Origin of the sequence: Aerococcus urinae (assembly GCF_001543175.1) — a bacterium.
In the GTDB taxonomy this organism is placed as follows: Bacteria; Bacillota; Bacilli; order Lactobacillales; family Aerococcaceae; genus Aerococcus; species Aerococcus urinae.
The window spans coordinates 1,306,397-1,329,333 of sequence record NZ_CP014161.1 but is presented as its reverse complement, the minus strand read 5'-3'; the positions used below and the strand labels follow the sequence as shown (position 1 = coordinate 1,329,333).

Sequence of the window (22,937 nt, the reverse complement as noted above, 5' to 3'; positions counted from 1 at the left end):
AGGGTTCAGCGCTAACAATAGCCTGAGCCTTGTTTTTATCACTTTGTAAAGAATGGGCTTTACTTTCAAGTGAAGAAGTCTATAATATTCACTGAGAGTAGGATTAATGCGTTAAGTGTCAGTGGACGGAATGTTGCTGCTGGACGAAGAGATTACTCGCGATGTTAATCCGCATTCGCTCAAATGCCATCGAGTGTAATGTCCCTTTTTGGGCCTCTCCAATGTATATTAGGAGGGTTTTTTTATTATGTTTAGAAAATGGTTACCTTTAGATGTCGCCTCATCACGGGTGATTACGGGTATGGGTTTATTGATGGCTTTAAACCTCTTACTCAACCAATTCCGTTTAGTTCTAGGACCAACCCTAGAAATCAGTTTTGCCTTTATACCATTAGCTATTATGGGGGCTTTTTACGGACCTATCTATGCAGGAATTGGCGCTGGTTTATGTGATGTGATTGGTTTTGTTCTGAGTCCAAGTGGCTTTTTCTTTCCTGGTTTTACCTTCAATGCGGTCTTAGCCGGTTTGATTTATGGCTTTGTCCTATTCCGTCAAGGCTATAACTTGAAACGAATTCTAATCGCTAAAGTCTTGACTACGGTATCGATCTCATTATTCTTAACGCCTTTATGGCTCAATATGATGTACCAGTCCGGTTTATTTGCCTGGGCTAGAATCATTCGTACAGCGGTACTATTTCCAGTAGATTTATTTCTTCTGATTATTATTTTCAAGATGATCGAAAGAAGTCGGGCCGTCAAGAACATGCGCAGCCAAAGTGCCCATTAATAATTTGATTTAAATGATTTAAGAGACGAGTCTTCGGACTCGTTTTTTATTGACAAAAATTTGCCCAGCTTCTTGCATTGGAGTACCATAGTGAGAAGAAAAAGAAAACAGGAGTCTATTTATGCGAGTTAAAGATGTGATATTAGAAAATAAGGGAAAAGAAATATTAGCTTTTTCCGCCAAGCTGATTGAAGCGGTCCTAGAGCTAATGGTTCCTTATGTTATGGCTGATTTGATTAATAAGGGGATTAATCCTGGCAATACGACCTATATTTGGCAGCGGGGCTTGCTTTTAGTGCTTTTGCCATTCTTAGGTTATTGTTTTGCCTTAGTGTGTCAGTGGTACGCTTCAGTGACTATGCAGACAGTAGGAACTCGATTAAGGTCGGCACTCTTTGACCAAGTTAACCAGTTGACCTTAAATCAGCTCAACCAGGTGGGAGCGGATTCCTTAGTTACCCGGGTAACCAATGACACCAATAATATTCAAGAAGCAGTGGCCAGAGCGTTACGCCTAGCCTCGCGTTCACCGGTGATTGTCATCGGGTCCATTATTATGGCTTATCTGATTAGTCCCCAGTTGTCTCCCATTTTTATTATTGCTGGCTTTATTTTGGGCCTAGCCTTTACAGGGATTACCCTCAATTCAAACCGTCGTTATCAAGGCATCCAGCATGGCTTAGACCGCTTGAGCCAAGTGGTCCGTGAAAATCTCAATGGGATTCGAGTCATCCGGGCCTTTGTTAACCAAAAAACAGAGATCCACCGCTTCCAGAAAGAAAATGACCACTTAGTCGACCAACAAATTCGGGTAGGCCAGGTCCAAGCGCTGGCGACACCCATTTCTTTATCGGTGGTTAATATTGCTATCGGACTGATTCTCTATTTTGGGGGCTGCTTAGTGAATAATGCTTATTTAATGCAGGGAGAAATTATCGCTTTAACTTCCTATATGACTAGTATCTTCTTAGCCTTGAGTGTTTTAGTGCGCTTACTAGTGGTCTTAAGCCGAGGCTTCGCTTCTGCCCGCCGGATTGATGACTTTTTAGCCTTGCCGGTAGCAGGTGAAGAACAGTCTGCTTCGGATAAAAACAGCAAAAACGACCTGGCACAATCCACCGGGCCTTTAGAAATCACTTTTGACCAGGTGAATTTTTCTTACAGTGACCGGCCTCTCCTAAGCGACCTAAGCTTTCAAATTCATGCTGGTGAATTTATCGGTATTATTGGAGGTACTGCAGCAGGCAAAACGAGCTTGGTTAACTTGATCTTAGCCTTCAACCAAAAGCAAAATGGGGACATCATGATTAACGGACAAGCGATCGAAAGTCTCTCTTTAAAAAGTTTACGCCAAGCCATTGCCTTGGTTCCTCAAAAGGCAGTCCTCTTCAAGGGAAGCTTGCGAGATAACTTGAAGATGGACCAGCCAGCTATCTCTGACGCTGACTTGTGGCAGGCCTTAGAAGATGCTCAAGCGGCTGACTTTATCAAGCAGGCCCAGGGGCTGGATACTCCGGTTGACCAAGGTGGGATGAATTTTTCTGGGGGGCAGCGGCAAAGGCTAACTATTGCCCGAGCCCTGGCCCAACCCAGCCGGGCGATTATCTTAGATGATGCGGTATCGGCCTTAGACTTTGCAACTGAAGGGCGCTTACGACAAGTGCTTTTGGAAAAAGAACAGACCCTCATCATGGTTTCCCAACGGATTTCCTCGATTTTACATGCCGATAAAATATTAGTCTTAGACCATGGGGAATTAGTTGGCTTTGCTAGCCATGAAGAGCTCTTAGCGACTTGCCCAACTTACCAAAAAATATACGCTAGCCAATATCCAAAAAGTAACGGAAAGGGGGAAGCCTAGATGCCAGTTGAAACCAGTAAACGCCTAGTTCAATATATAAAAACCTTCCCTGGCTATTTTGTGGGGATCTTAGTGGCTTCGACCCTAGCCGTACTTTTTCAAATTCTGATTCCAATTCAAATTGGTCGGTCAGTGAATTTATTAGTTGCGGCCGGGGCGGTAGATTTCTCCGCTTTGGGACGAGCTATTGGGCTGCTCATTCTCTTAGCACTTTCAGCGGCCTTGGCTTCTTACCTACAAAATGACCTAGCCAGCCGCTTATCCTATCGAATCTCTCACCAATTACGGCAAGAGGTCTTCTATAAAATTCAATCACTTCCCTTGTCTTATTTGGATCAGCATGCCTATGGGGATATTGTTAGCCGGGCTATTAACGATGTTGATTACCTCAGTAATGGCCTCTTGCAAAGTTTTACTTCCCTGTTTTCTGGCCTGGCGACGATTGTAGGGATTATCATTATGATGCTGTCGCTCAATGCCAAGATTGGCCTGATTGTGATCGTTTTGACGCCCATTTCAGTACTTGTTTCTTCCTTGATTGCCAACCGAACCTACCGTTATTTTCAAGAGCAAGTGGCCTTGCGCGGTGAATTAGGGGCCTACATGGATGAAATGGCCAACAACCAATACTTGGTAAAGAGTTTCACCTATGAAGAGCGGAGCCAAGAACGTTTTGATGCCATCAACCAGCGCTTGCATGAGAGTGGGGTAATTTCTCAATTTTACGGGGCCTTGATTAATCCTACTGCCCGGCTTTTAAATGCCATGGTTTATGCAGCAGTGGGGCTTTATGGCGCCTTTGCGGTAGTCAATGGTCAGCTAACTGTGGGACTTTATTCCTCGTTTCTCACCTATGCCAACCAATATACCCAGCCCTTTAATGAAATTTCAGCCGTCATTAACGAAATGCAAACGGCTCTAGCAGCTGCTCAGCGTATTTTTGACTTTTTAAACCAGGCGGATGCTGAGTCTGAGGGAGATCCAGTGGTTCTCAGCGACTGTCAGGGTCAAGTAACCATTCAAGATCTTTACTTTTCCTATGATCCTAATCACCCCTTGATTGAAGACTTCACTTGTCATGTCAAAGCAGGGGATACCGTGGCCATTGTAGGGCCAACCGGAGCCGGAAAAACTACCCTAATCAACTTGTTAATGCGCTTCTATGAACCCGACGCTGGACAGATTCTCATTGATAACATTGATACCCAGGACATGCCTAGGAACCAAGTCCGCCAATTGTTTGGTATGGTTCTCCAAGATGCCTGGATTTTCCAAGGGACTGTGGCTGAAAATATTGCTTACGGCAAGGCAGAGGCCAGTCAAGAAGAAATTATCCAAGCAGCCCAGGCGGCGAGTTTACACCGCTTAATTGAACAAATGCCAGAGGGCTACAACACCATACTGGAAGAGGGCGGGGCCAATATTTCCACGGGGCAAAAGCAGTTGATTTGTATTGCCCGGATCCTCCTGACTGATCCTGACATGTTAATTCTCGATGAAGCGACGAGTTCCATCGATACCGTTACGGAACAGGCTGTCCAAGCGGCCTTCGATAAACTGATGGAAGGGCGGACCAGTTTTGTTGTCGCCCACCGGCTGTCAACCATTCAAGAAGCCGATACAATCTTAGTTCTTGACCAAGGACAGGTGGTGGAACAAGGGCGGCATGAAGAATTACTTGATAAACACGGTTTTTATTACAACTTATACAATAGTCAATTCGATCGTCAGACTTAAGCGGATCTGGCTTTGGCTAATTGACTCGCCGTGTTACACTGGACCTAGATATAGGGCTTAAGTGAAGGAGGAGAGAGACTGTGCAACTTTTTGTGGATGAATCCGGGATGATTACCACCGACCATAAGAAAAATTCGCGTTACTTTGTCATGGCCTTTGCCGAGACAGGGGACCAGAAACAGGTCCGTAGTGTTTTTCGCCAGGCCAAGAAGGAATACCTAGACCAGCATCCAGAAAGTAATTTAGATATCCACCAAGAAATTAAGGGATCGATGATGCCTAATGACATGAAGGCGGCGGTATTTGATGCCATGACTAAAGAAACTGACTTGACTTTTCATTATTTAGTTATTGATAATTTTCAACTTTATGATAATTTGCTGCGGATCCCAGCCTTAACCTTTAACTATTTTATTGGTTTAGCGGTAGGGGCCATCGTTCATTCCCACCAAGACCGTCAAGAAAAACTTTATCTGATGATTGATAACCGCAACCAAGCCATCCAATCCTTGAATTCCTTAGAAGAATACCTGCAGATTAAATTCACCATTGAAAAGAGACGCTTAGCCGATGTCCAGGTGGAATACCAGGATTCCAAGGAGCGGGATATGATCCAAGTGGCGGATATCTTTGCCAATACGGTCTTTCGTATTGCCCGTAATGAAGCCAATGGGGAGGTTGACCAAGTGAGTTTAGATCTCTTGGACCATTGTCGAATTGGGGGACGGCGCTTCTTTCCTCTGGGTAAAAATAACCTCGACTTTATGAGTGAAGATTAAGCTGTCACGGATTGTTCGCGAAAGGAAGGAAAGTATGAAGACCTTAGATGATTATGCGCAAATGATTGACCACACCAATTTGCATGCTGATGCCAGTAGCCAGGCTATCCAAGCACTCTGCCAGGAGGCCATCGACTATCATTTTCGCATGGTAGCTATTAATCCGCTCCAGGTGGAGACCTGTTGCAAGTATTTAAAAGATACGGATGTTCATATCGGCGCGGCCATTGCTTTTCCCTTAGGGCAATTAAGCATTGATGCAAAACGTGTAGAGACTCAAATGGCTATTGAAGCTGGGGCTGATGAGATTGACTATGTGGTGAATTTGACCGCAGTTAAGGACCAAGACTGGGAAACCGTCAAGTCAGAGATGGAGACCATGGCAGAACTCTGTCGAGACCAAGAAGTGATAAGTAAGGTCATTTTTGAAAATTGCTATTTAAGCGACGATGAGATTAGACAGCTGGCTCAAATCGCTAGAGAAGTAAAGATTGATTTTATTAAGACTTCAACTGGTTTTGGCCCCTCAGGAGCCAAGCTGGCTGATGTCCGCCTGATGAAAGAAGTAGTTGGTGACCAGGTCAAGGTCAAGGCAGCCGGGGGGATCCGGACGGCTGAAGACTTCTTAGCCATGGTTGAGGCAGGAGCTGAGCGCATTGGGACCAGCGCTGGAGTCGAAATTATTCAAGCCTTAAAAGAAAAATTGAATTAACAAACTAATAAAGCCCTTACGGCTAGGAAAATTTTCCTAACGGTAAGGGCTTTGTTTTTATTTATAGGATGATATCAGTCGGATTAGAGACTAATCATCATCCCAATCATCGTCGTCCCAGTCATCATCCCAGTCATCGTCATCCCAGTCGTCATCGTCCCAATCATCATTACTTGGATAATATGTTGGTGGACTTTGGGGTTGAACTGGTTGAGGAGCAGGTTGAGCGGGTGCAGGGTTGCTGGGTTGGGGCGCTGGGCGGTTAGGCGCTTGACTTGGCCTTGGCTCTTCATTCCCTGCTTGGGGTTGAGTTGCTCTTGGCGCGCGTTCTCCTTGATTATTGTTTGGTTGATTTTGGCCTTTTGATTCATTGGAAAAGTCTTGGTTTTCTTCCTTCTTATTTTCTTTGTCTTCTTCTTGATCGTCTTCCTTATCCTTTTCTTCTTTATCTTGATCATCTTTTTTCTTTTCTTCATCAGCCTTGTTTTTACCTTTAATCGAGCGGAAGCTGCCATGGCCGCTGAGGCGACTAGCTTTTTCCTGGTCGGAGAGGTCATCATTTTGGTCCTTCTTCCAAATGTCAAGTTGGTACTGGTCCACTAAGTAGGAAGTAAAGGCTGTACCAGCTTCTTTGGTAGCCCGGAATTCACTGGCTTCCCCCCTTAAGAAGATCAGGTCGCCAGAATAGCCCTTGTCTTGGAAATATTTGCTAATGGCTTCTTCAATCTCACGCATAGAGTCCTCATCAGTTTTAGTCATAGCGACTAGGACGTTTTCATTTTCAGGATAATTGATACTATTCAATAGGTCATCGAGAACGTCATTTAGAGCTTGGCCCTTGAAGTCACTATCTGAATGAGGTTGGGCATTGGCGTCATAGACACCGGTGACTTGCTGGTCTCGGTTAGTTGTTACCTGAACACTTGGATTTTGCCCAACGGCTATAGCATTTTCCCGGTTCAACCATTGGCTGGCCCAAGTTCCTGTACCGATCAGTAGGAGGGCCATTGCTGCTAGGGCTAGGGCCTTCCACCAAGGCTTAGCTGTAGTTTTTCTTTTTGACCTTATCGGAACAACTTTGTCTTGACCTGTTTTTTGGATAAGGTCAGCCTCAGTAATATAGATAGTTGCGCCTACATGCATAGTCCCTTTGTTCTTAATCCGTAGAACTTGGCCAGTCCGGGTCATAGCTAAGCTATAGTCTTCTTTAACTTCGATAATAACAACTTCTTGGTACATCTCTTCACCCCCTAATCCAAGCAATTAGCTGCTGGTATTCTTTAAAGAAAATAATTATGACTGAAATGATAAAGGTTTTACTTCCTTTAATTATTTTTTCAGTTACCGAGAACATCCGGCTCATTTTCCGTATGGGAAGTCGTTTCTTAGTAAAGAGGTGGTCGGTAATGGACCTTTTCTTACTGGAAGCCTCAGAAATATCAATGGCCCGTTCTCTGGTATCCTGGTGTTTAGGAGCTTCGTCGGCTAATTTCTCTAGTGTGATGGAAAAGTCTGCCAAGTCTTCCTTCCAGGATTCGATTTCTGCCTTCATATCGAAATTACTTTGAGCCTTATCATCTTTAGGGTCAAAGCCTTGTTCATGAAGGTCATTCAGTGACTCATCCGCTTCTTGCTGGTTTTCTTGCTTTAAATGGGTTAACACCCGACTTTTTATCACTAGTTTACAAAAGGCGAGGAAGTGGCCACGGTCTTCATCATAGCGATCAATCGCTTCATCAAAGGCTAAGAGGGCTACGGAGAAGGCATCGTCATTACCCACTTCCACATAGCGTCCGGTCACTTCCGAAACAGTATTAATAATAAAACCGAAATGCTCCTTGATCAGGGCATCCCGCTGGTCTTTATCCACCATAAATTTTTCTCTCCTTATCAGCCACTCATCTAAGGAGGGGCCTGTCTACTAGATAATACAAAGCGATTATGGATTTTAGGGCCTTTTTTTATTAAAAATGACCATTTAAGCTAAAAATTCCTTTATTAAAAAATAAATCCACTTTAACTATAGCAAAAATGATTTAAGAAGTATGCTTTTAGCCCTAATCCAGTGGATTTGGTCCGGATTCCTAAAATAAAAGACCTTTTTTAAAAAATAAATCAAAAAAGGTCCCTAAAGATTTCCCCGTCCTTGTATTAAGTAGTGATAGCTGCAAAGGAATCCATTTCAGCTAATCATTATTTCAAAAATATGGAAGTGAGAAAGGAAGTATTAGAATGGAATTGAATAAGAAATTATTATTAGGGTTGAGTGCGGTAGGTTTAGGGGTCTTTGGCTTAAGTGATCAAGTGAAAGCCGATGAATATGATGATTTTGATGACTACGACGACATCTATGAAGGTTACGATTATGACGATTACGATGACTATGACAATGATGATTTCGACTACGATGATTACGACGATGATGATGACTGGGACGATGATGACGAGGTCTATTACACTCTTCCAGCTCAGCATTCATCGCCAATTCCAACTCCAGCGCCGGCTGCCTATAGCCATTACCAAGGAGAAGTTGATGACGACCATGCGGATGACTATAATGAAGTCAACCAGCAAAATCCTCAAGTCCAAGCAATTAATGGGACCACTGCCTTAGAAGCTTCCTTAGTTCACAGTGGTGTCGCTGAAGCAGAGATTAGAGACCTAGAAATTGAAGTTGATGAAGAAGACGGGCGCTTGGTTTATGAAGTTGAATTTGAGCACGGTGCCAATGAATATGAATACTTAATTGACGGCTTGAATGCAGCGGTTTTAGATTATGAATATGACTATGATGATGACTTAGATGATTATGACGATGACCAAGACGACGATAACGATGGTCTTGATGATGACCAAGATGACGACATCAATGAAGGCCATGATAAAAAGCCTCAAGGTCAAGGACAACCGTCTCAACCTAAAGAAAATCAGCGTCTAGAAAACCCTCAAGGCGACTCAAAAGCTGACCATGACCAAGAGCCGTCCAATCAAAGTCAAACCGACCAGCCAAGCGCAGAGAATACTGGTGAAAAGCAGCCTATCGCTGACCAGACTTCAACCAGTCAACCTGTCCTTGATCAAGGCGTGTCCATGGAAGAAGCTGTCGTGGCTCATTTCCATGACTTAGTCAATGCTGAGCGGCAAAGTCTTGGCCTTTCAAGCCTCTCCTATGGTAATGCTTATCAAGCAGCATCGGATATCCGTACCAAGGAAATTATCGATGTTTTCTCCCATACCCGTCCTAATGGCCAGGCTTTTAACACCGCTAGCGGTTTTGAAGGGGCTGGAAACTATGTAGGTGAGAATATCCAACAAAGTTATACTCAAGCGGGCACTAGTCCTCAAGCTATCGCCCAGGACTTATTTGATAATTGGAAGGCTAGTCCTGGTCACTATGAAAATATGATTGATCCTGGCTTTAATTCTCAAGCTGTAGGACTTGAATTTGTTCAAGATGGGGACTATATCTTAGTTTACTCCGCCCAAATTCTTGGCCAGTAAGGACGATTAAAAAGGCTTTTTCCGGTGAAAAAAGTAGCTTTCCTATATAATAAGGTTTACCAGTAATCATGAAGGAGGCCTTATTATTATGACCCCAGCAGATAAGAAAAAGACTAGTAAAAGCAATAAAAAAGTTGGCAATAAGAAAAGCCATGCAGAAAAAGTAGCCAAGGTCCAAGACCGAGCCTTGGAAGCCATGTTAAAAGAGCCTTTTAAAGAAAAGACGGTGACTGACATTCAAAAAGAAATGAAACGCCAACAGCGTTATGGGCTTAAGGTTTATGTCAGCCAGTGGGGCGACACACTGTCCCAATTAGCTCAGGCGACTAAGAAAGACGTCATGCAATTAATTGATGAGAATGACTTAGAATATGAGGACCGCTTGAATACTGGGACGGTTTTGAAGAACTTATGGTCTGTCAAGGAAGAACCTGACCAGGAAAAGGCAGAAGCTCCAGAAAATAATGAAAAGGGAAGGCCTTCAGAGGAAGAGCCCGCGTCTTCCAAACCCCAAGTGCGCTTGCTCGACCAGGGTGCTCAAACTAAACAGAATTTAGAGCCTAGCAGGGACCAAGAGAATGAAGGGGGTCTAACAATGTCATCCAACCATGCTAAAGAAAGCGAGAAAGACATGAATGATCAGTCATTTTTAGATATCGTCAATAGCGAACGAGACCATTATGGTCTAGTGCCTTTAAAGACAGTGGACCATAACCATGCCTTCTTAATCAGGGCCTTTAGTGACCAATCCCTGATCTATAGTTACCAAGATCCATCTGGGCGCGTGGTGACTGAACTAGCCTTTCTTTTGAAAGGCCAGAATAAGCCACTTACAGAAGAAGAAGTCTTTCACTTATTTTCCAGACAAGCACTCTTTTACCAGCAAATGCTTCAAGGGCTTTACCGCTACCAGGATTTTGACCTAACTTATGATAAGGTCAATAAGACCTGCCAACTTTACTATGTTTTGTTAACTGAGACTCAGACTAATTAAAAAATACAAGCAGCGATTTATTTTGGTGATTAATCGCTGCTTGTTTTTTCGCTTGCTTTGAGAAAGTCAGGCATGGAGAATTCAAATAAATCGGCCATTTCTTTGGCTTCCAGGCGCTTTTGTGTATTTAAGCGGTATTGCCAGACACTGGCCCCGCCCCGAGACCAAATGGCTAGGGCAAAGCGCTCTTTGGCATTGCTAGGCCGGTGAATATTTTTTTGATAGCGGCTCAACCAGTAGTCATAAAAGATATCAGAGACGAAATCAAAAAAGGAATTTTGCCCCCGTTCGTTTAACATGACCTGCATAAAGGTGGCATCTTCTTGGCCCATAAATAGGGAGAGACCATAGAAAATGTACCAAGGGGAATCTTGACTAGTATCTTGGAAGACCTCTTCAGCCTTTTGTCGGTAATACCAATTGGCCAGGTCAAACTTATCCTCAAAGTGACGGTAGAAGGTGGCCCGGGAAATATGAGCCGCTTGGGCAATTTCAATCACGGTGATTTTCTCAAATGGCTTGCTCTTTAATAATTTTTCTAAAGCTAAAAAAATAATGATTTTTGTATTCATTTAATTTATCCCCTTGCGACAAGAAAGGTGAAATATCTCATAATGAGACATTGGTGACTTTGTGATTATTTTCATTTAGTCTATTTTAACATATGATTAGGCTGTAAATAAAAGAAGCGCTAACATTATAAACAATAAAAGACCTCTACCTAGTCTAGGCGGAGGTCTTTTGAATAGACAAGTCTATTGAAATTTTTATGCTAAAAATCAAGAATTCAGCAAATGTTGTAAAAATATTGCCTTAGCAAAACACATTAGTCTTGTTGAGCGGCGTGTTTTCCAGCAAGTCTCCCAAAGGTTTGAGCACGACTGGCAGCTAGTCCTGGTAATCTTTCACTATAGGATCCGCAGAAGAATCCACCAGAGTCATTACCAGCTGCATAGAGGCCAGGGATTGGATCGTAATTTTTATCAATAACCTGCATATTGGTGTTAATTCTTAATCCATCCAAGGTGCAAAGATTTCTACCAGCTAAATAAACGCCATAGTATGGTCCTTGTTTTACAGGGTGAAGTCTCATTTTTTCCTTGCCAAAATCTTCATCGATGCCTTTTTCGCAACATTCATTATAACGTTCAACGGTTTGGATCAGCTTATCTTTTGGCATTTGTAGTTTTTCAGCAAGTTCTTCTAAGCTATCTGCAACTTGAACAAATCCTTTATCGATATACTTTTCAGTGTTTTCGATTAAGGCTTCTTTGCTCAGCATATATCCTGGGAATCCAATACGTGCACAGCCCACCATATGATTTTCTAAAGCGTCATCTCCATAATTAGCGTCAAAGATCATTGCATAGGCATAGTCCGGTTCGTAGGCTGCAGCATTCAAGATATACTCATAAGGAGAGGATTCGTTAGCAAATCTTTCTCCATTTTTGTTTACCTTTAAGAAGGGTTGACTGCCTAACCAGAGCCAATCTCCGAATTCTTCTGACTCTTTATAGACCTTAGTTGCCTCTTCTCCAGGCTTATACATGCCCCTATCAAAGACCAGTTGAGCAGGTTCTTCATCCTTCCAGCCACCAACTTTTATAGCTTCGACAATACCATCACCATTGGCCCTAGGGGAATCATTGGTAACATTTTTCTTAAGAGAGAGGGGATTCCATTTTTCCAAGAGTTCAGTATTGGCAGAATATCCTCCCGTACACAGGATGGTTCCTTTTTTAGCATTGATTTTGAGGTAAATCTCATTTTCAAGGTCGTAAGCGATGATTCCAGTAACTTTTCCGCTTTCTTTATTGATAGATTTCATAGCTAACTTGAAATGAATATCAACGCCGAGGTCTTTTAATTTTTCGATGAAAAATGGAGTATAGGGAGATAGTTTTCCCTTGTTATTATCAAGCTCTGGATCATTTTGAGTTGGCCAAGCTTGGTAGCGTAAATTTCTATTAAAAGCATCGGGTTCCGACCGCCAGCTCAGTCCATTGGGCTTTAAGACTTGCTCTTCTGTCCAGTCTACAGTTTCAGCAGAGTGATTGGCCCAGGTATAAATGAGTTTTTGATCCACTCGGCCTTGAGCAAAAGCAGTCATGTAATTGACTAAATCATGTTTATCAATATAATTACCAGCTCTTTTTTGCGATTTGGAACCAACAGCCGCAACTGATAAGCGTAACATATTCTCGTTTTCTTCTTTTTCAATCAGAATTGTTTTGCTACCTGCTTCAGCAGCCGCAGCTGCTGCCTGCATACCTGCATTACCAGCTCCTACAACCAACACGTCACAATCTAACTCTTTAGTAATTTTCAAGTTAGCATCCATGTTAAATCCTCCCGATCTATTCGAATTTTTCATTATGTTGTCTACAAAACTTATGATAATAGAAATTAGAATAAGAAAAAGATTCATAATTCTGAAAGTGTCTAATATTAAGACAAAAGCTGAATAATGTCTCATAGGGACTGCGTACTACTTCAGTTGGCCTTTTTGTGCTATTCTAAATGCAGATAAATGACCTAGTCGAGAGGAAAGGGTGGATATTTTGCGTTATCCCTTTAATGAAATTTGTAATTTTCGTGATATTGGTGGCTGTTATAAGGAGTCGGGCCAATGGCTTCCCCGGGGCAAGTATTTCCGATCGTCCATGCTCTTTGGCATTGATGAGGCTGACCTAGACAGGTTAAAAGACTTAAATGTTCAAGCCATTATTGACTTACGGGCCCCCAAGGAAACTGAAAAACAGCCTAATCCCTATCGAAATCTTCTCAAGGATTATCAAAATATTAACTTAAGTGGAGGCCAGGATGTGGGGCGATCAGCCCAATTGGCCAAAGAAAGTGATGATCCTTATTTTATGGCCATTCGCTATTTAGAATATTGTGATAATTACTCAGCTATTAAAGGGGTTTTTGACCAGTTATTGAGCAATAAGGCCAAGGGTTGGGGGACGGTCATCCATTGCAGTGCTGGTAAGGACCGGACTGGGGTGATTACTTATTTGATTTATAAGGCAGCTGGACTCCCCCTAGTAGATATTGTTGCCGATTACCAAGTCTCCTATGCCTATATCAAGCATGACCCTAGGATTATTAAGGAAGGCCACATTCAAAATGTGAACCGATCTTATCCAGAAATTATGGAAAATTTTAACCGTGATTTTATGACAAAATACACCTCCATTGAGAATTATTTCCGTCACTTAGGCTACCAAGATCAGGAAATTGAAGCCATAAAGAATTTGCTGTATTGATTAAGAAAATTTAAGTTGATCTGACTCTTATTTAGTCCTTGTCGTTTGGCAAGGGCCTTTTTTGTGACTAATTTTACTTTCAAGTGGGCAGGAAGATTACGTAAATAGTTGAAAGAAGAACCACTTTTTAAATTAAATATTGAAAATGCATTCACAAAAGTCTATGATTATAGGTGAAAGCGATTACAGCTGGAAAGGAGGGCAAAATGAAAAAGTTTACTGATAGCATTATTCCTTTAATTGAAGCATCTTATGAATCCTTATCCCCTGGGGAGAAAATCATTGGCGATTATTTTATCCAGGCTGATCCAGGCGAGGGGGATTTAGCGGTTGACCAACTGGGTAAGAAACTTCATGTTTCGGATTCCACCTTTACCCGCTTTGCCAAAAAATTAGGTTTCAAGGGCTATCGGGAATTTTTGTTTGAGTACCAGCAAATGCCTAGGCATCGGAGGATCGAGACTTCTAACAAACACACCATGAGGGTGCTCTCGGACTACAATGCCATCATCAATAAAAGCTATAACTTACTTGATGAAAATGATATTCATGACCTAGTGAATGCCTTGATTAATCAAGACCAGATCTATATCTATGGTATCGGCAGTTCTGGACTGGCTGCTCGTGAGTTTAGTCAACGACTGATGCGACTAGGTTTTCCTTGTCAGGCTATTACTGACTATGACTTAATCCGGGTTCATAATGTGGTAGTTAATGCCAAATCATGTGTGCTAGGCTTTTCAGTTTCAGGTCATACAGAGGTCATAAACCAAGCCCTCCATGCGGCCAAGCAAAATCAGGCCTATACTGTTCTATTTACGGCCCATAGCAATGCCAATAAGAATCAGGATTTAGATAACCTGATTAAAATTGCCAGTGTCAAAAACCTTAATTTTGGTAATCGTATTTCTCCCCAATTGCCCCTGATAGTCATGTGTGATGTGATTTATGACTATTTAATGGAAGAAGACCGCTTCAAACGTCAAGCCAACTTCCAACAAAGTTTAAAATCATTAAATGTAAATCCTGATCGCGATAATTTATATATTAAAGAAAAAAAGGAGATTGATAGCAAATGAATAAAGCAGAATTTATCGACCAAGTCTCTGGCGGCTTAATTGTTTCTTGCCAAGCCCTACCAGGCGAACCCCTCTATACCGAAGAAGGAGGCATTATGCCTTTAATGGCCAAGGCTGCTCAGGAGGCTGGAGCGGTTGGTTTACGGGCCAATTCAGTGAGAGATATTAAACAAATCCAGGAAGTTGTCGACCTCCCCATTATTGGAATTATCAAGAAAGATTACCCACCTGAAGAACCCTTCATCACGGCTACTATGGATGAAATTGACCAACTGGTTGAAACGGGTTGTGAAGTGATCGCCCTGGACCTGACTGACCGCAAACGCCATGATGGGCTAACGGTCAATGAATTTATCCACCAAATTAAGGAGAAATATCCAAAGCAATTATTTATGGCTGATATTTCAACCTTTGAAGAAGGCCTTAATGCCCACCGAGAAGGGATTGACTTTGTCGGAACGACTTTGGCAGGTTATACCGATTATAGCGAAAATATTGATGGACCCAATTATGACTTGATTAGCCAACTGGTCGAAGCCGGTTGTGATGTGATTGCTGAAGGAAAAATTCACTATCCCAGTCAAGCCAAGAAGATTCAAGACCTGGGCGCTAAAGGTATTGTTGTTGGCGGGGCGATTACCCGGCCTAAAGAAATTGCCCAACGCTTTATCCAGGCTTTGGATGAATAATAAGGAGGAACAGTCATGTTTGAAAAATTCTCTAAGTTAGGTCAGGCCTTTATGCTGCCGATTGCTATCCTGCCGGTAGCGGGGCTCTTATTGGGCCTAGGGAGCGCCTTATCTAACGATGCCGCTCTGGCTCAATTTCCCTTTTTAGCTAACGATTTTATCCAAGCGGTCTTTACCGTGATGACCATGGCGGGGAATGCAGTCTTCGCTAACTTGCCATTAATTTTCTCCATTGGGATCGCGGTGGGGCTGTCAGAAGCTGACCACGGGACGGCTGGTTTATCCGCTGGGGTGGCTTTCCTCGTCTATACAGCCACCATCAGTGCCTGGTTGCAACTCTTCTCCGAACCTGATGCGACGATTGATACCGGAGTGCTGGGCGCCTTGTTAATTGGTTTAACGGTGACCTATTTACATAACCGCTATCGTAAGATCGAACTTCCGCAATTCTTAGGTTTCTTTGGGGGTAACCGCTTTATTCCTATTGTTTCGGCCATAGCAGCCATTTTCCTAGGATCGATTATTTACGTGATCTGGCCTCCAATTCAAGAAGCCATGGTGGGCTTAGGTGAACAGATTGCAGCCATGGGAAGTATTGGTTCCTTCTTCTATGGCTTCTTCCTCCGTCTAACTGGTGCGGTGGGTCTCCACCATACCATTTATCCACTTTTCTGGTATACCTCACTGGGTGGGGTAGAGACGGTGGCTGGTCAAACCATTGAAGGGGCCCAAAATATTTACTTTGCCCAATTAGCTGACCCTAACTTTACTGGTCTCTATACTTATGGAACCCGTTTTTTTGCGGGACGTTTTGCGACCATGATGTTTGGTTTACCAGCAGCAACTCTCGCTATGTATCATTCTATCCCTAAGGAAAATCGTCCAGCCAATGCAGGTTTTTATTTCTCGAGTGGCCTGACTTCTTTTTTAACCGGGATTACTGAACCGATTGAATTTTCTTTTCTCTTTGCGGCTCCCTGGTTATATGTGATCCACGCCTTCCTTGATGGGGTGTCCTTCTATATTGCCGATATTCTCCAAATCAGGATCGGTAATACTTTCTCAGGAGGACTGATTGACTTCCTGCTCTTTGGTCCCTTCCAAGGCAACAGCCAAACCAACTGGTTCCGGGTGATTCCAATAGGGATTATCTGGGCGATTCTTTACTATATCGTCTTTAGATTCTGTATTAAGAAGTTCCATGTGACGATCCCTGGGATGGAAATGACCGCTGACCAGGCGAACAGTGGAAAGACTCGCTCGGGTCAATCATCAGGCTCTCTTCATGACAAGGCCCTTACCATTATTGAAGGCTTAGGTGGACCGGAAAATATTGACCATGTGACCGCATGTGCTACCCGCTTACGGGTATCGGTTAAAGAAAATGGCAAGGTCAATAAAGACACCCTCAAAAGTTTAGGGGCTACTGGGGTGCTCGATGTCAAGAACGGTATTCAAGCCATTTACGGAGGTAAGTCGAATATTTATAGCGCTGAAATTAATGAAATTTTAGCTGATTCCGATTTTTCCAAAGCAAGTGAAGCCATGAGTCTCTTTACACCAGTGGCGGGGTCCCTTTATAATTTAAGTGAAGTGAATGACCCAGTCTTTAGCCAAGGAACGATGGGACAAGGATTAGCCATTCGCCCTGAAAGTGACCAGGTGATTTCTCCTGTCAATGGGGTAGTGACCAGCCTATTTGAAACAGGCCATGCTATTGGTTTAACCAGTGAAGAGGGTATTGAAATCCTCATTCATATTGGCTTAGATACCGTAGAATTGAAGGGCCAAGGCTTTACCCCAACAGTTAAACAAGGCGACAAGGTAACTATTGGTGACCATCTGATCACTTTTGACCGCCAAGCCATTGAATCTGCCGGCTATGATGCTTCGGTAATTCTTGTGGTAACCAATACGAGTGACTATGATCAAATTGAAACGGTGGCTAATGGGGAAGTCGGTCCTGGAGACGAGATTATCCGCTTGCATAAGTAGCTCACTTCTTGGGGATTGGTGTGAAGGATTAGGTTTCCATTTCAAAGGAAAAGCATATTGAAAGGGTGTTAGTGATGAAATATATCAAGGCAAAGGCCATCTTATTAGCTGACCACAAGGATCAGGAGGCCTATCTCATCGTTAATGATGATGGGACTTTTGGTCAGGTGGTTAAGGCGGTTCCCGACCAGGCAGAAGTGATTGATTATAGTGATAGTATCCTAGCTCCTGGTTTAGTGGATACCCATATCCATGGCTTCCACGGTTACGATGTTATGGACAAAGACCCAGAAGGCATTGAGGCGATTTCTAAGGGGCTCTTGTCTTGTGGGGTGACCTCTTGGCTACCAACCACCTTAACCGATACCAGTGAGAACTTAACCACAGCCTGCCAAGTAATCGCTCAAAGTAAAGACCAAGTCTCCGGTGCTAAAATTCGCGGAATATTCTTTGAAGGCCCCTTCTTCACCGAAGAACATAAGGGCGCCCAAAATGAGAACTATATGTCTGACCCTGATATCGAAAAAGTAAAGACCTGGTTAGAGGCTTCTCAGGGACTCCTCAATAAATTAGCCTTAGCGCCAGAGAGGCAAGGTGTTGTAGACTTCATCCCCCAAGCTGAGGCCTTAGGAGTTCATATTTCTCTCGGACACTCGAATGCGACTTACGATCAAGCCAAAGCTGCTGTTGAAGCTGGTGCTCATTTAATTAACCATACTTATAACGGCATGAGTGGGCTCCACCACCGTGAACCCGGTTTAGTAGGAGCAGCACTGACTCTAGATAACTTATATACCGAATTAATTTGTGACGGCTTCCACGTTCAACCTGGTGCCATTAATGTCGTCTTAAAGGCTCGGAAGAAAAGCGAAGTGGTGCTAATTACAGACTGTATGCGGGCAGGCGGCATGCCAGAAGGCCCCTCAATGTTGGGTGAACTTCCGGTTATCGTTAAAGACGGGGCCGCTCGTTTAGTTAACGGCGGTAACTTAGCAGGTTCTATCCTTACCCTAGCTAAGGCCGTGGAGAATTTGGTGGCCTGGAACTTGGTTTCCTTAGAAGAAGCCGTCCAAATGGCTTCCTATAATCCTGCCAGGTCAGTAGGGATTGAAGACCAATGTGGCCAAATCAAAGCAGGGCTGGACGCGGACTTCATCGTTCTCAATGACCAAGGGCAATTACAAGCCACTTATCTCAATGGAGAAAAAGTTTATTAATCACTAGTGAATGAAAGAGAGTGTGACAAAAGTCAAAAGAGCCCTGAACCGCTTCGCATACTATATCTGTAACTCGCTTGCGCTTCGAACAGCTATAGCAACTGGAGCGAACTATGGTAGATAGTTGCAAAACTATCGGACATAGTTAGTGAAGTGGACGTCAGGGCTGACTTTTGGAGCACGTTTTGAATAGATGGTTCGTGTTTTAAAAAGAGCCTGGGACTTTTGTCCCAGGCTCTTTTTTACATAATATTTAATAGATAAAGTGACAATTGTTTATCCTTTGATCGCTTTTAGCTAAGGTTCTATACAAAAATTGTATTGGAAATCGCCTTTTTCATGAAAATAATTTACCCCCTTGACAAAATGATCTCCCGTGAAAATGCTTATCAAAATAGGCTTGGCTACTAGTGAAATTTTTCGCTTATGCTCTTGTATTTTTACATACACAATATAATGTGGATATCGACTTGTTAGCCACTATATCTTGTGCTAATTTATTCTATGCCAGATCGCATGCATGTAGTCCTGGAAAATTTTAAGTGAAAAGTGGGATAGAAATCATGACAAAAAATTATTATGATCGGTCCGTGTCGCCGGTAGAATATGCCTATTTTGATCAAAGCAAAAATATGAGAGCCATCAATTGGAACAAAATAGTCGATGAAAAAGACTTAGAAGTTTGGAATCGAGTTACCCAAAACTTCTGGTTGCCTGAAAATATACCCGTTTCTAATGACCTCCCGTCGTGGAATGAGCTCGATGATGATTGGCAACAATTAATTACCCGAACCTTCACCGGACTCACCCTGTTAGACACTGTTCAAGCCTCGGTCGGGGATGTGGCTCAGATAAAGAATTCCCTCACTGAACAAGAACAAGTGATTTATGCCAATTTTGCCTTCATGGTTGGTGTCCACGCCCGTTCTTATGGAACTATTTTCTCTACCTTATGTACCAGTGAGCAAATCGAAGAAGCCCACGAATGGGTGGTAGATAATGAAGCCCTCCAAGCCCGTCCCAAGGCTTTGATTCCTTTCTACACCGCAGATGATCCTCTAAAATCTAAAATTGCTGCTGCCTTGATGCCAGGTTTCCTACTTTATGGTGGTTTCTATCTGCCATTTTATTTGTCAGCCCGTGGAAAATTGCCTAACACTTCAGATATCATCCGTCTTATTTTGCGGGATAAAGTGATTCATAATTTCTATAGCGGTTATAAATATCAATTAAAGGTGGCTAAATTAAGTCCTGAAAAACAAGCTGAAATGAAGCAATTTGTTTTCGATCTTTTGTATAAGATGATCGATTTAGAAAAAACTTATTTACGCCAACTCTATGACGGCTTTGGTTTAGCTGATGAAGCCATTCGCTTCTCCTTATATAATGCAGGTAAATTCCTACAAAACCTAGGTTATGAATCACCATTCACCAAGGAAGAAACGCGGATTGCTCCAGAGGTCTTTGCGCAATTATCTGCACGTGCCGACGAAAATCACGACTTCTTCTCAGGAAGTGGGTCATCTTATATTATTGGAACAAGTGAAGAAACACTAGATGAGGACTGGGATTTCTAATGAAAGAATTAATTGTATATTTCTCAACGCAATCAAATAACACCCACCGTTTCGTTCAAAAATTAGACGCCGATTCCATCCGTATTCCTATAGATGAAGAAGACCGGATTAAGGTGGATGAAGACTATGTTTTAGTCGTACCTACTTATTCAGGCGGCAAAGTCACGGATGCCGGCCAGGTTGATGCCCACGGCGCCGTGCCTAAGCAGGTTATTCATTTCTTGAATGATCCAGATAATCGCAAACACTGCCTTGGGGTGATTTCCTCTGGCAATACCAACTTTGGAGATTCTTTTGCCATTGCCGGGCCAGTGATCTCCTATAAATTGAAAGTCCCGCTCTTATATCAATTTGAATTGATTGGGACTAAAGAAGATGTCGAAGAAGTTAACCGCATCATTACCGAAGCCTTTAACGCTGACCAATAAGCAAGTGTAAGCCAAGCCCGAGTGGCAATTATTGAAAGGAGCATGTCTTAATGACATTCAAGCAAGAGGAAAACTACCTGTCACTGAATGCTTTAACCCGTTTTAAAGACCAAGAAGGTCACTATAATTTTCAAGCCGATAAAGAAGCTGTAGCCGTCTATATGAGAGACTATATCCAAGCCAAGACCAAGACTTTTGCTAACTTGGATAGTAAGTTGGACTACCTTTTTGAAAATAACTATTACGAAAAGGAAGTCTTTGACCAATATTCTAAAGACTTTATCCATGAACTCTACCAATGGGCGGAGGACCAAGATTTTGCCTTTCCAAATTTAATTGGGGCCATGAAATTCTATTCCGCCTATGCCTTAAAGACGGATGATAAGGCTTATTATCTAGAAACTTATGAAGATCGGGTAATTGCCAATGCGCTCTTCTTAGCCAATGGTGATCAAGACTTAGCCAAGGATTTGGCAGCGGATATCTTGGTTAATCGCTTTCAACCGGCGACGCCAACCTTCCTCAATGCGGCTAAGAAAAGACGGGGTGAATATATTTCCTGCTATCTCTTAAGGGTAGAGGACAATATGGAATCTATCGCTCGAAGTATTGCGACCAGTCTGCAATTATCCAAAAGAGGCGGGGGCGTAGCACTCTGCCTGACTAATTTAAGAGAGACCACTGCCCCTATTAAGGGAATGGGTAACCAGGCATCTGGTGTGGTGCCCGTGATGAAGCTCTTGGAAGACTCATTTTCTTATGCCAATCAGCTGGGTCAACGGCAAGGAGCAGGGGCGGTCTATCTCCATGCCCACCACCCTGATATCTTGAAATTCCTGGACACCAAACGTGAAAATGCCGATGAAAAAATCCGGATTAAATCCCTATCCTTAGGTATCGTGATTCCAGATATTACCTTCCAACTCGCTAAGGAAAATAAGGATATGGCGCTCTTTTCTCCTTACGACATTCAAAAAGTATACGGTAAGGCCATGTCAGACATCTCCATTACCGAAAAATATGATGAATTAGTAGCTAATCCAGCCATTCATAAGGACTATATTTCGGCGAGAAAGCTTTTCCAAGTGATTGCGGAATTGCATTTTGAATCGGGTTATCCTTACTTGATGTTTGAAGATACGGTTAACCGCCGCAATCCTCATAAGAAAAAAGGACGGATCGTGATGTCCAACTTATGTTCGGAAATTACCCAGGTATCTACTCCTTCCAGCTTTAATGAAGACCTTTCCTACCGCACTATTGGAGAAGACATTTGTTGTAACCTGGGTTCGCTTAATATCGCCAAGGCTATGGATCAAGCCCCAGACTTAGGTCATCTAGTTAACCACGCCATTCAGGCCTTGGACCGGATTTCGAGAAAGTCTGACCTGGAGTCTGCTCCATCAATTAAGAAGGGTAACCAAGCCAACCATGCTGTAGGATTGGGGGCCATGAATTTACATGGTTTCTTAGCCACCAATCATATTTACTATGATTCAGAAGAAGCAGTCGATTTTACTGACATGTTCTTCTATGCACTGGCCTACCATGCCTTCAAGGCCTCACACGCTTTAGTGAAGCAACATGGGCCTTTTGCCGGCTTTGCTGAATCGGAATATGCGGATGGTTCTTACTTTAAGAAATACACTGAAGCAAGGGTTGAACCCAAGACAGAAAGAGTCCGTCAATTACTTCAAGAATACGGCTTAGAATTGCCAAGTCAAGAGGACTGGCAAGCCCTCGCTAAGGTTATTCAAGAAGAAGGTATCGCTAACGCTCATCTGCTAGCAGTCGCTCCAACTGGTTCAATTTCCTACCTGTCTTCATGCACACCGAGCTTACAACCAGTGGTTTCACCGGTAGAAACTCGCAAAGAAGGTAAATTAGGTCGGGTTTATGTTCCTGCTTATCAAATTGATAATGACAACTATGCTTATTACCAACGAGGAGCCTATGAAGTCGGTCCTCAAGCCATCATCGATATTGTGGCAGCTGCCCAAAAGCATGTGGACCAAGCTATTTCCTTGACTCTCTTTATGTCGTCGGAAGCAACGACCCGTGATTTGAACCGGGCCTATATCTATGCCTATAGCAAGGGCTGTTCCACCATTTACTATGTTCGCGTCCGTCAAGATGTTTTAGCCGGCAGTGAACATTTAGAAAGTGATGAACTGCTCTCTCCAGGTCTAACGACTCCAGATCGTCCGTCCTGCAATAGCGACTCGGAATGTGAATCCTGTATGATCTAGGCGAAAACTCCTAGTGAATTAACGGTTAAAAGCATGCAAAAAAGCAGCTCCTGTCCTGAA

At 43.0% G+C, this 22,937-nt stretch carries 19 protein-coding genes and 1 riboswitch; of the genes, 15 read left to right on the top strand and 4 right to left on the bottom strand.

Translation table 11 applies throughout. The features are described 5' to 3' along the window. The first annotated feature begins 91 nt into the window (after positions 1 to 91). Positions 92 to 183: riboswitch (THF riboswitch) on the top strand. Positions 184 to 247: 64 nt separating this feature from the next. From AWM73_RS06055 to deoC, 5 genes are all read left to right on the top strand, one after another. Further along, positions 248 to 790: a folate family ECF transporter S component gene (locus tag AWM73_RS06055; protein ID WP_060778536.1), complete on the top strand. Its 543-nt coding sequence runs from the start codon at positions 248 to 250 to the stop codon at positions 788 to 790. Positions 791 to 911: 121 nt separating this feature from the next. Continuing rightward, entirely contained in the window at positions 912 to 2,651 is a 1,740-nt protein-coding gene (locus tag AWM73_RS06050; RefSeq protein ID WP_060778535.1) for an ABC transporter ATP-binding protein, read from the top strand. Then, positions 2,652 to 4,388, top strand: coding sequence for an ABC transporter ATP-binding protein (locus tag AWM73_RS06045; RefSeq protein WP_060778534.1), 1,737 nt, complete (start codon positions 2,652 to 2,654; stop codon positions 4,386 to 4,388). An 80-nt stretch (positions 4,389 to 4,468) separates the two neighbouring features. Further along, positions 4,469 to 5,167: a DUF3800 domain-containing protein gene (locus AWM73_RS06040; protein WP_060778533.1), complete on the top strand. Its 699-nt coding sequence runs from the start codon at positions 4,469 to 4,471 to the stop codon at positions 5,165 to 5,167. A 34-nt stretch (positions 5,168 to 5,201) separates the two neighbouring features. Next, the gene (gene deoC / locus AWM73_RS06035) at positions 5,202 to 5,879 is read left to right on the top strand and encodes a deoxyribose-phosphate aldolase (protein ID WP_060778532.1); all 678 of its coding nucleotides are present in this window, start codon (positions 5,202 to 5,204) and stop codon (positions 5,877 to 5,879) included. A 90-nt stretch (positions 5,880 to 5,969) separates the two neighbouring features. Here deoC and AWM73_RS06030 read toward each other — a convergent pair whose 3' ends face one another. Then, positions 5,970 to 7,118, bottom strand: a complete 1,149-nt coding sequence (locus AWM73_RS06030; protein ID WP_060778531.1) for an anti-sigma factor domain-containing protein — start codon at positions 7,116 to 7,118, stop codon at positions 5,970 to 5,972. A gap of 4 nt (positions 7,119 to 7,122) precedes the next feature. Continuing rightward, positions 7,123 to 7,752 carry a sigma factor gene (locus AWM73_RS06025; protein ID WP_060778530.1) on the bottom strand — a complete coding sequence of 210 codons (630 nt, stop codon included), beginning with the start codon at positions 7,750 to 7,752 and terminating at the stop codon, positions 7,123 to 7,125. 359 nt (positions 7,753 to 8,111) lie between these two features. On the opposite strand from AWM73_RS06025, the gene AWM73_RS06020 reads away from it, so the two are divergent. Both AWM73_RS06020 and AWM73_RS06015 read left to right on the top strand, forming a co-directional pair. Beyond that, positions 8,112 to 9,380 carry a CAP domain-containing protein gene (locus tag AWM73_RS06020; protein WP_060778529.1) on the top strand — a complete coding sequence of 423 codons (1,269 nt, stop codon included), beginning with the start codon at positions 8,112 to 8,114 and terminating at the stop codon, positions 9,378 to 9,380. 88 nt (positions 9,381 to 9,468) lie between these two features. Further along, complete coding sequence (locus AWM73_RS06015; protein ID WP_060778528.1) at positions 9,469 to 10,374, top strand: LysM peptidoglycan-binding domain-containing protein; 906 nt, start codon at positions 9,469 to 9,471, stop codon at positions 10,372 to 10,374. Between the two features lie 29 nt (positions 10,375 to 10,403). On the opposite strand, the gene AWM73_RS06010 is transcribed toward AWM73_RS06015, so the two are convergent. Next, positions 10,404 to 10,946 (bottom strand): TetR/AcrR family transcriptional regulator, encoded by a 543-nt coding sequence (locus AWM73_RS06010; RefSeq protein ID WP_060778527.1) that lies wholly within the window; start codon positions 10,944 to 10,946, stop codon positions 10,404 to 10,406. Positions 10,947 to 11,200: 254 nt separating this feature from the next. Continuing rightward, complete coding sequence (locus AWM73_RS06005) at positions 11,201 to 12,715, bottom strand: FAD-dependent oxidoreductase (protein ID WP_082702875.1); 1,515 nt, start codon at positions 12,713 to 12,715, stop codon at positions 11,201 to 11,203. Between the two features lie 211 nt (positions 12,716 to 12,926). On the opposite strand from AWM73_RS06005, the gene AWM73_RS06000 reads away from it, so the two are divergent. From AWM73_RS06000 to nrdE, 8 genes are all read left to right on the top strand, one after another. Next, positions 12,927 to 13,643: a tyrosine-protein phosphatase gene (locus AWM73_RS06000; RefSeq protein WP_060778526.1), complete on the top strand. Its 717-nt coding sequence runs from the start codon at positions 12,927 to 12,929 to the stop codon at positions 13,641 to 13,643. Positions 13,644 to 13,849: 206 nt separating this feature from the next. Then, on the top strand, positions 13,850 to 14,722 hold the full coding sequence (locus tag AWM73_RS05995) for a MurR/RpiR family transcriptional regulator (RefSeq protein ID WP_060778525.1): 873 nt from the start codon (positions 13,850 to 13,852) through the stop codon (positions 14,720 to 14,722). Then, positions 14,719 to 15,411 (top strand): N-acetylmannosamine-6-phosphate 2-epimerase, encoded by a 693-nt coding sequence (locus AWM73_RS05990; RefSeq protein WP_060778524.1) that lies wholly within the window; start codon positions 14,719 to 14,721, stop codon positions 15,409 to 15,411. Before AWM73_RS05995 ends, AWM73_RS05990 begins: the two co-directional genes overlap by 4 nt. Positions 15,412 to 15,426: 15 nt before the next feature. Then, positions 15,427 to 17,406, top strand: a complete 1,980-nt coding sequence (locus AWM73_RS05985) for a PTS transporter subunit IIABC (protein WP_060778523.1) — start codon at positions 15,427 to 15,429, stop codon at positions 17,404 to 17,406. Positions 17,407 to 17,477: 71 nt separating this feature from the next. Then, positions 17,478 to 18,623 carry an N-acetylglucosamine-6-phosphate deacetylase gene (gene nagA, locus AWM73_RS05980; RefSeq protein WP_060779082.1) on the top strand — a complete coding sequence of 382 codons (1,146 nt, stop codon included), beginning with the start codon at positions 17,478 to 17,480 and terminating at the stop codon, positions 18,621 to 18,623. 563 nt (positions 18,624 to 19,186) lie between these two features. After that, complete coding sequence (gene nrdF, locus AWM73_RS05975; protein ID WP_060779081.1) at positions 19,187 to 20,200, top strand: class 1b ribonucleoside-diphosphate reductase subunit beta; 1,014 nt, start codon at positions 19,187 to 19,189, stop codon at positions 20,198 to 20,200. Then, positions 20,200 to 20,628 carry a class Ib ribonucleoside-diphosphate reductase assembly flavoprotein NrdI gene (nrdI, locus tag AWM73_RS05970; protein ID WP_060778522.1) on the top strand — a complete coding sequence of 143 codons (429 nt, stop codon included), beginning with the start codon at positions 20,200 to 20,202 and terminating at the stop codon, positions 20,626 to 20,628. Before nrdF ends, nrdI begins: the two co-directional genes overlap by 1 nt. A gap of 50 nt (positions 20,629 to 20,678) precedes the next feature. Then, on the top strand, positions 20,679 to 22,877 hold the full coding sequence (gene nrdE, locus AWM73_RS05965; RefSeq protein WP_060778521.1) for a class 1b ribonucleoside-diphosphate reductase subunit alpha: 2,199 nt from the start codon (positions 20,679 to 20,681) through the stop codon (positions 22,875 to 22,877). Positions 22,878 to 22,937 lie beyond the last annotated feature (60 nt).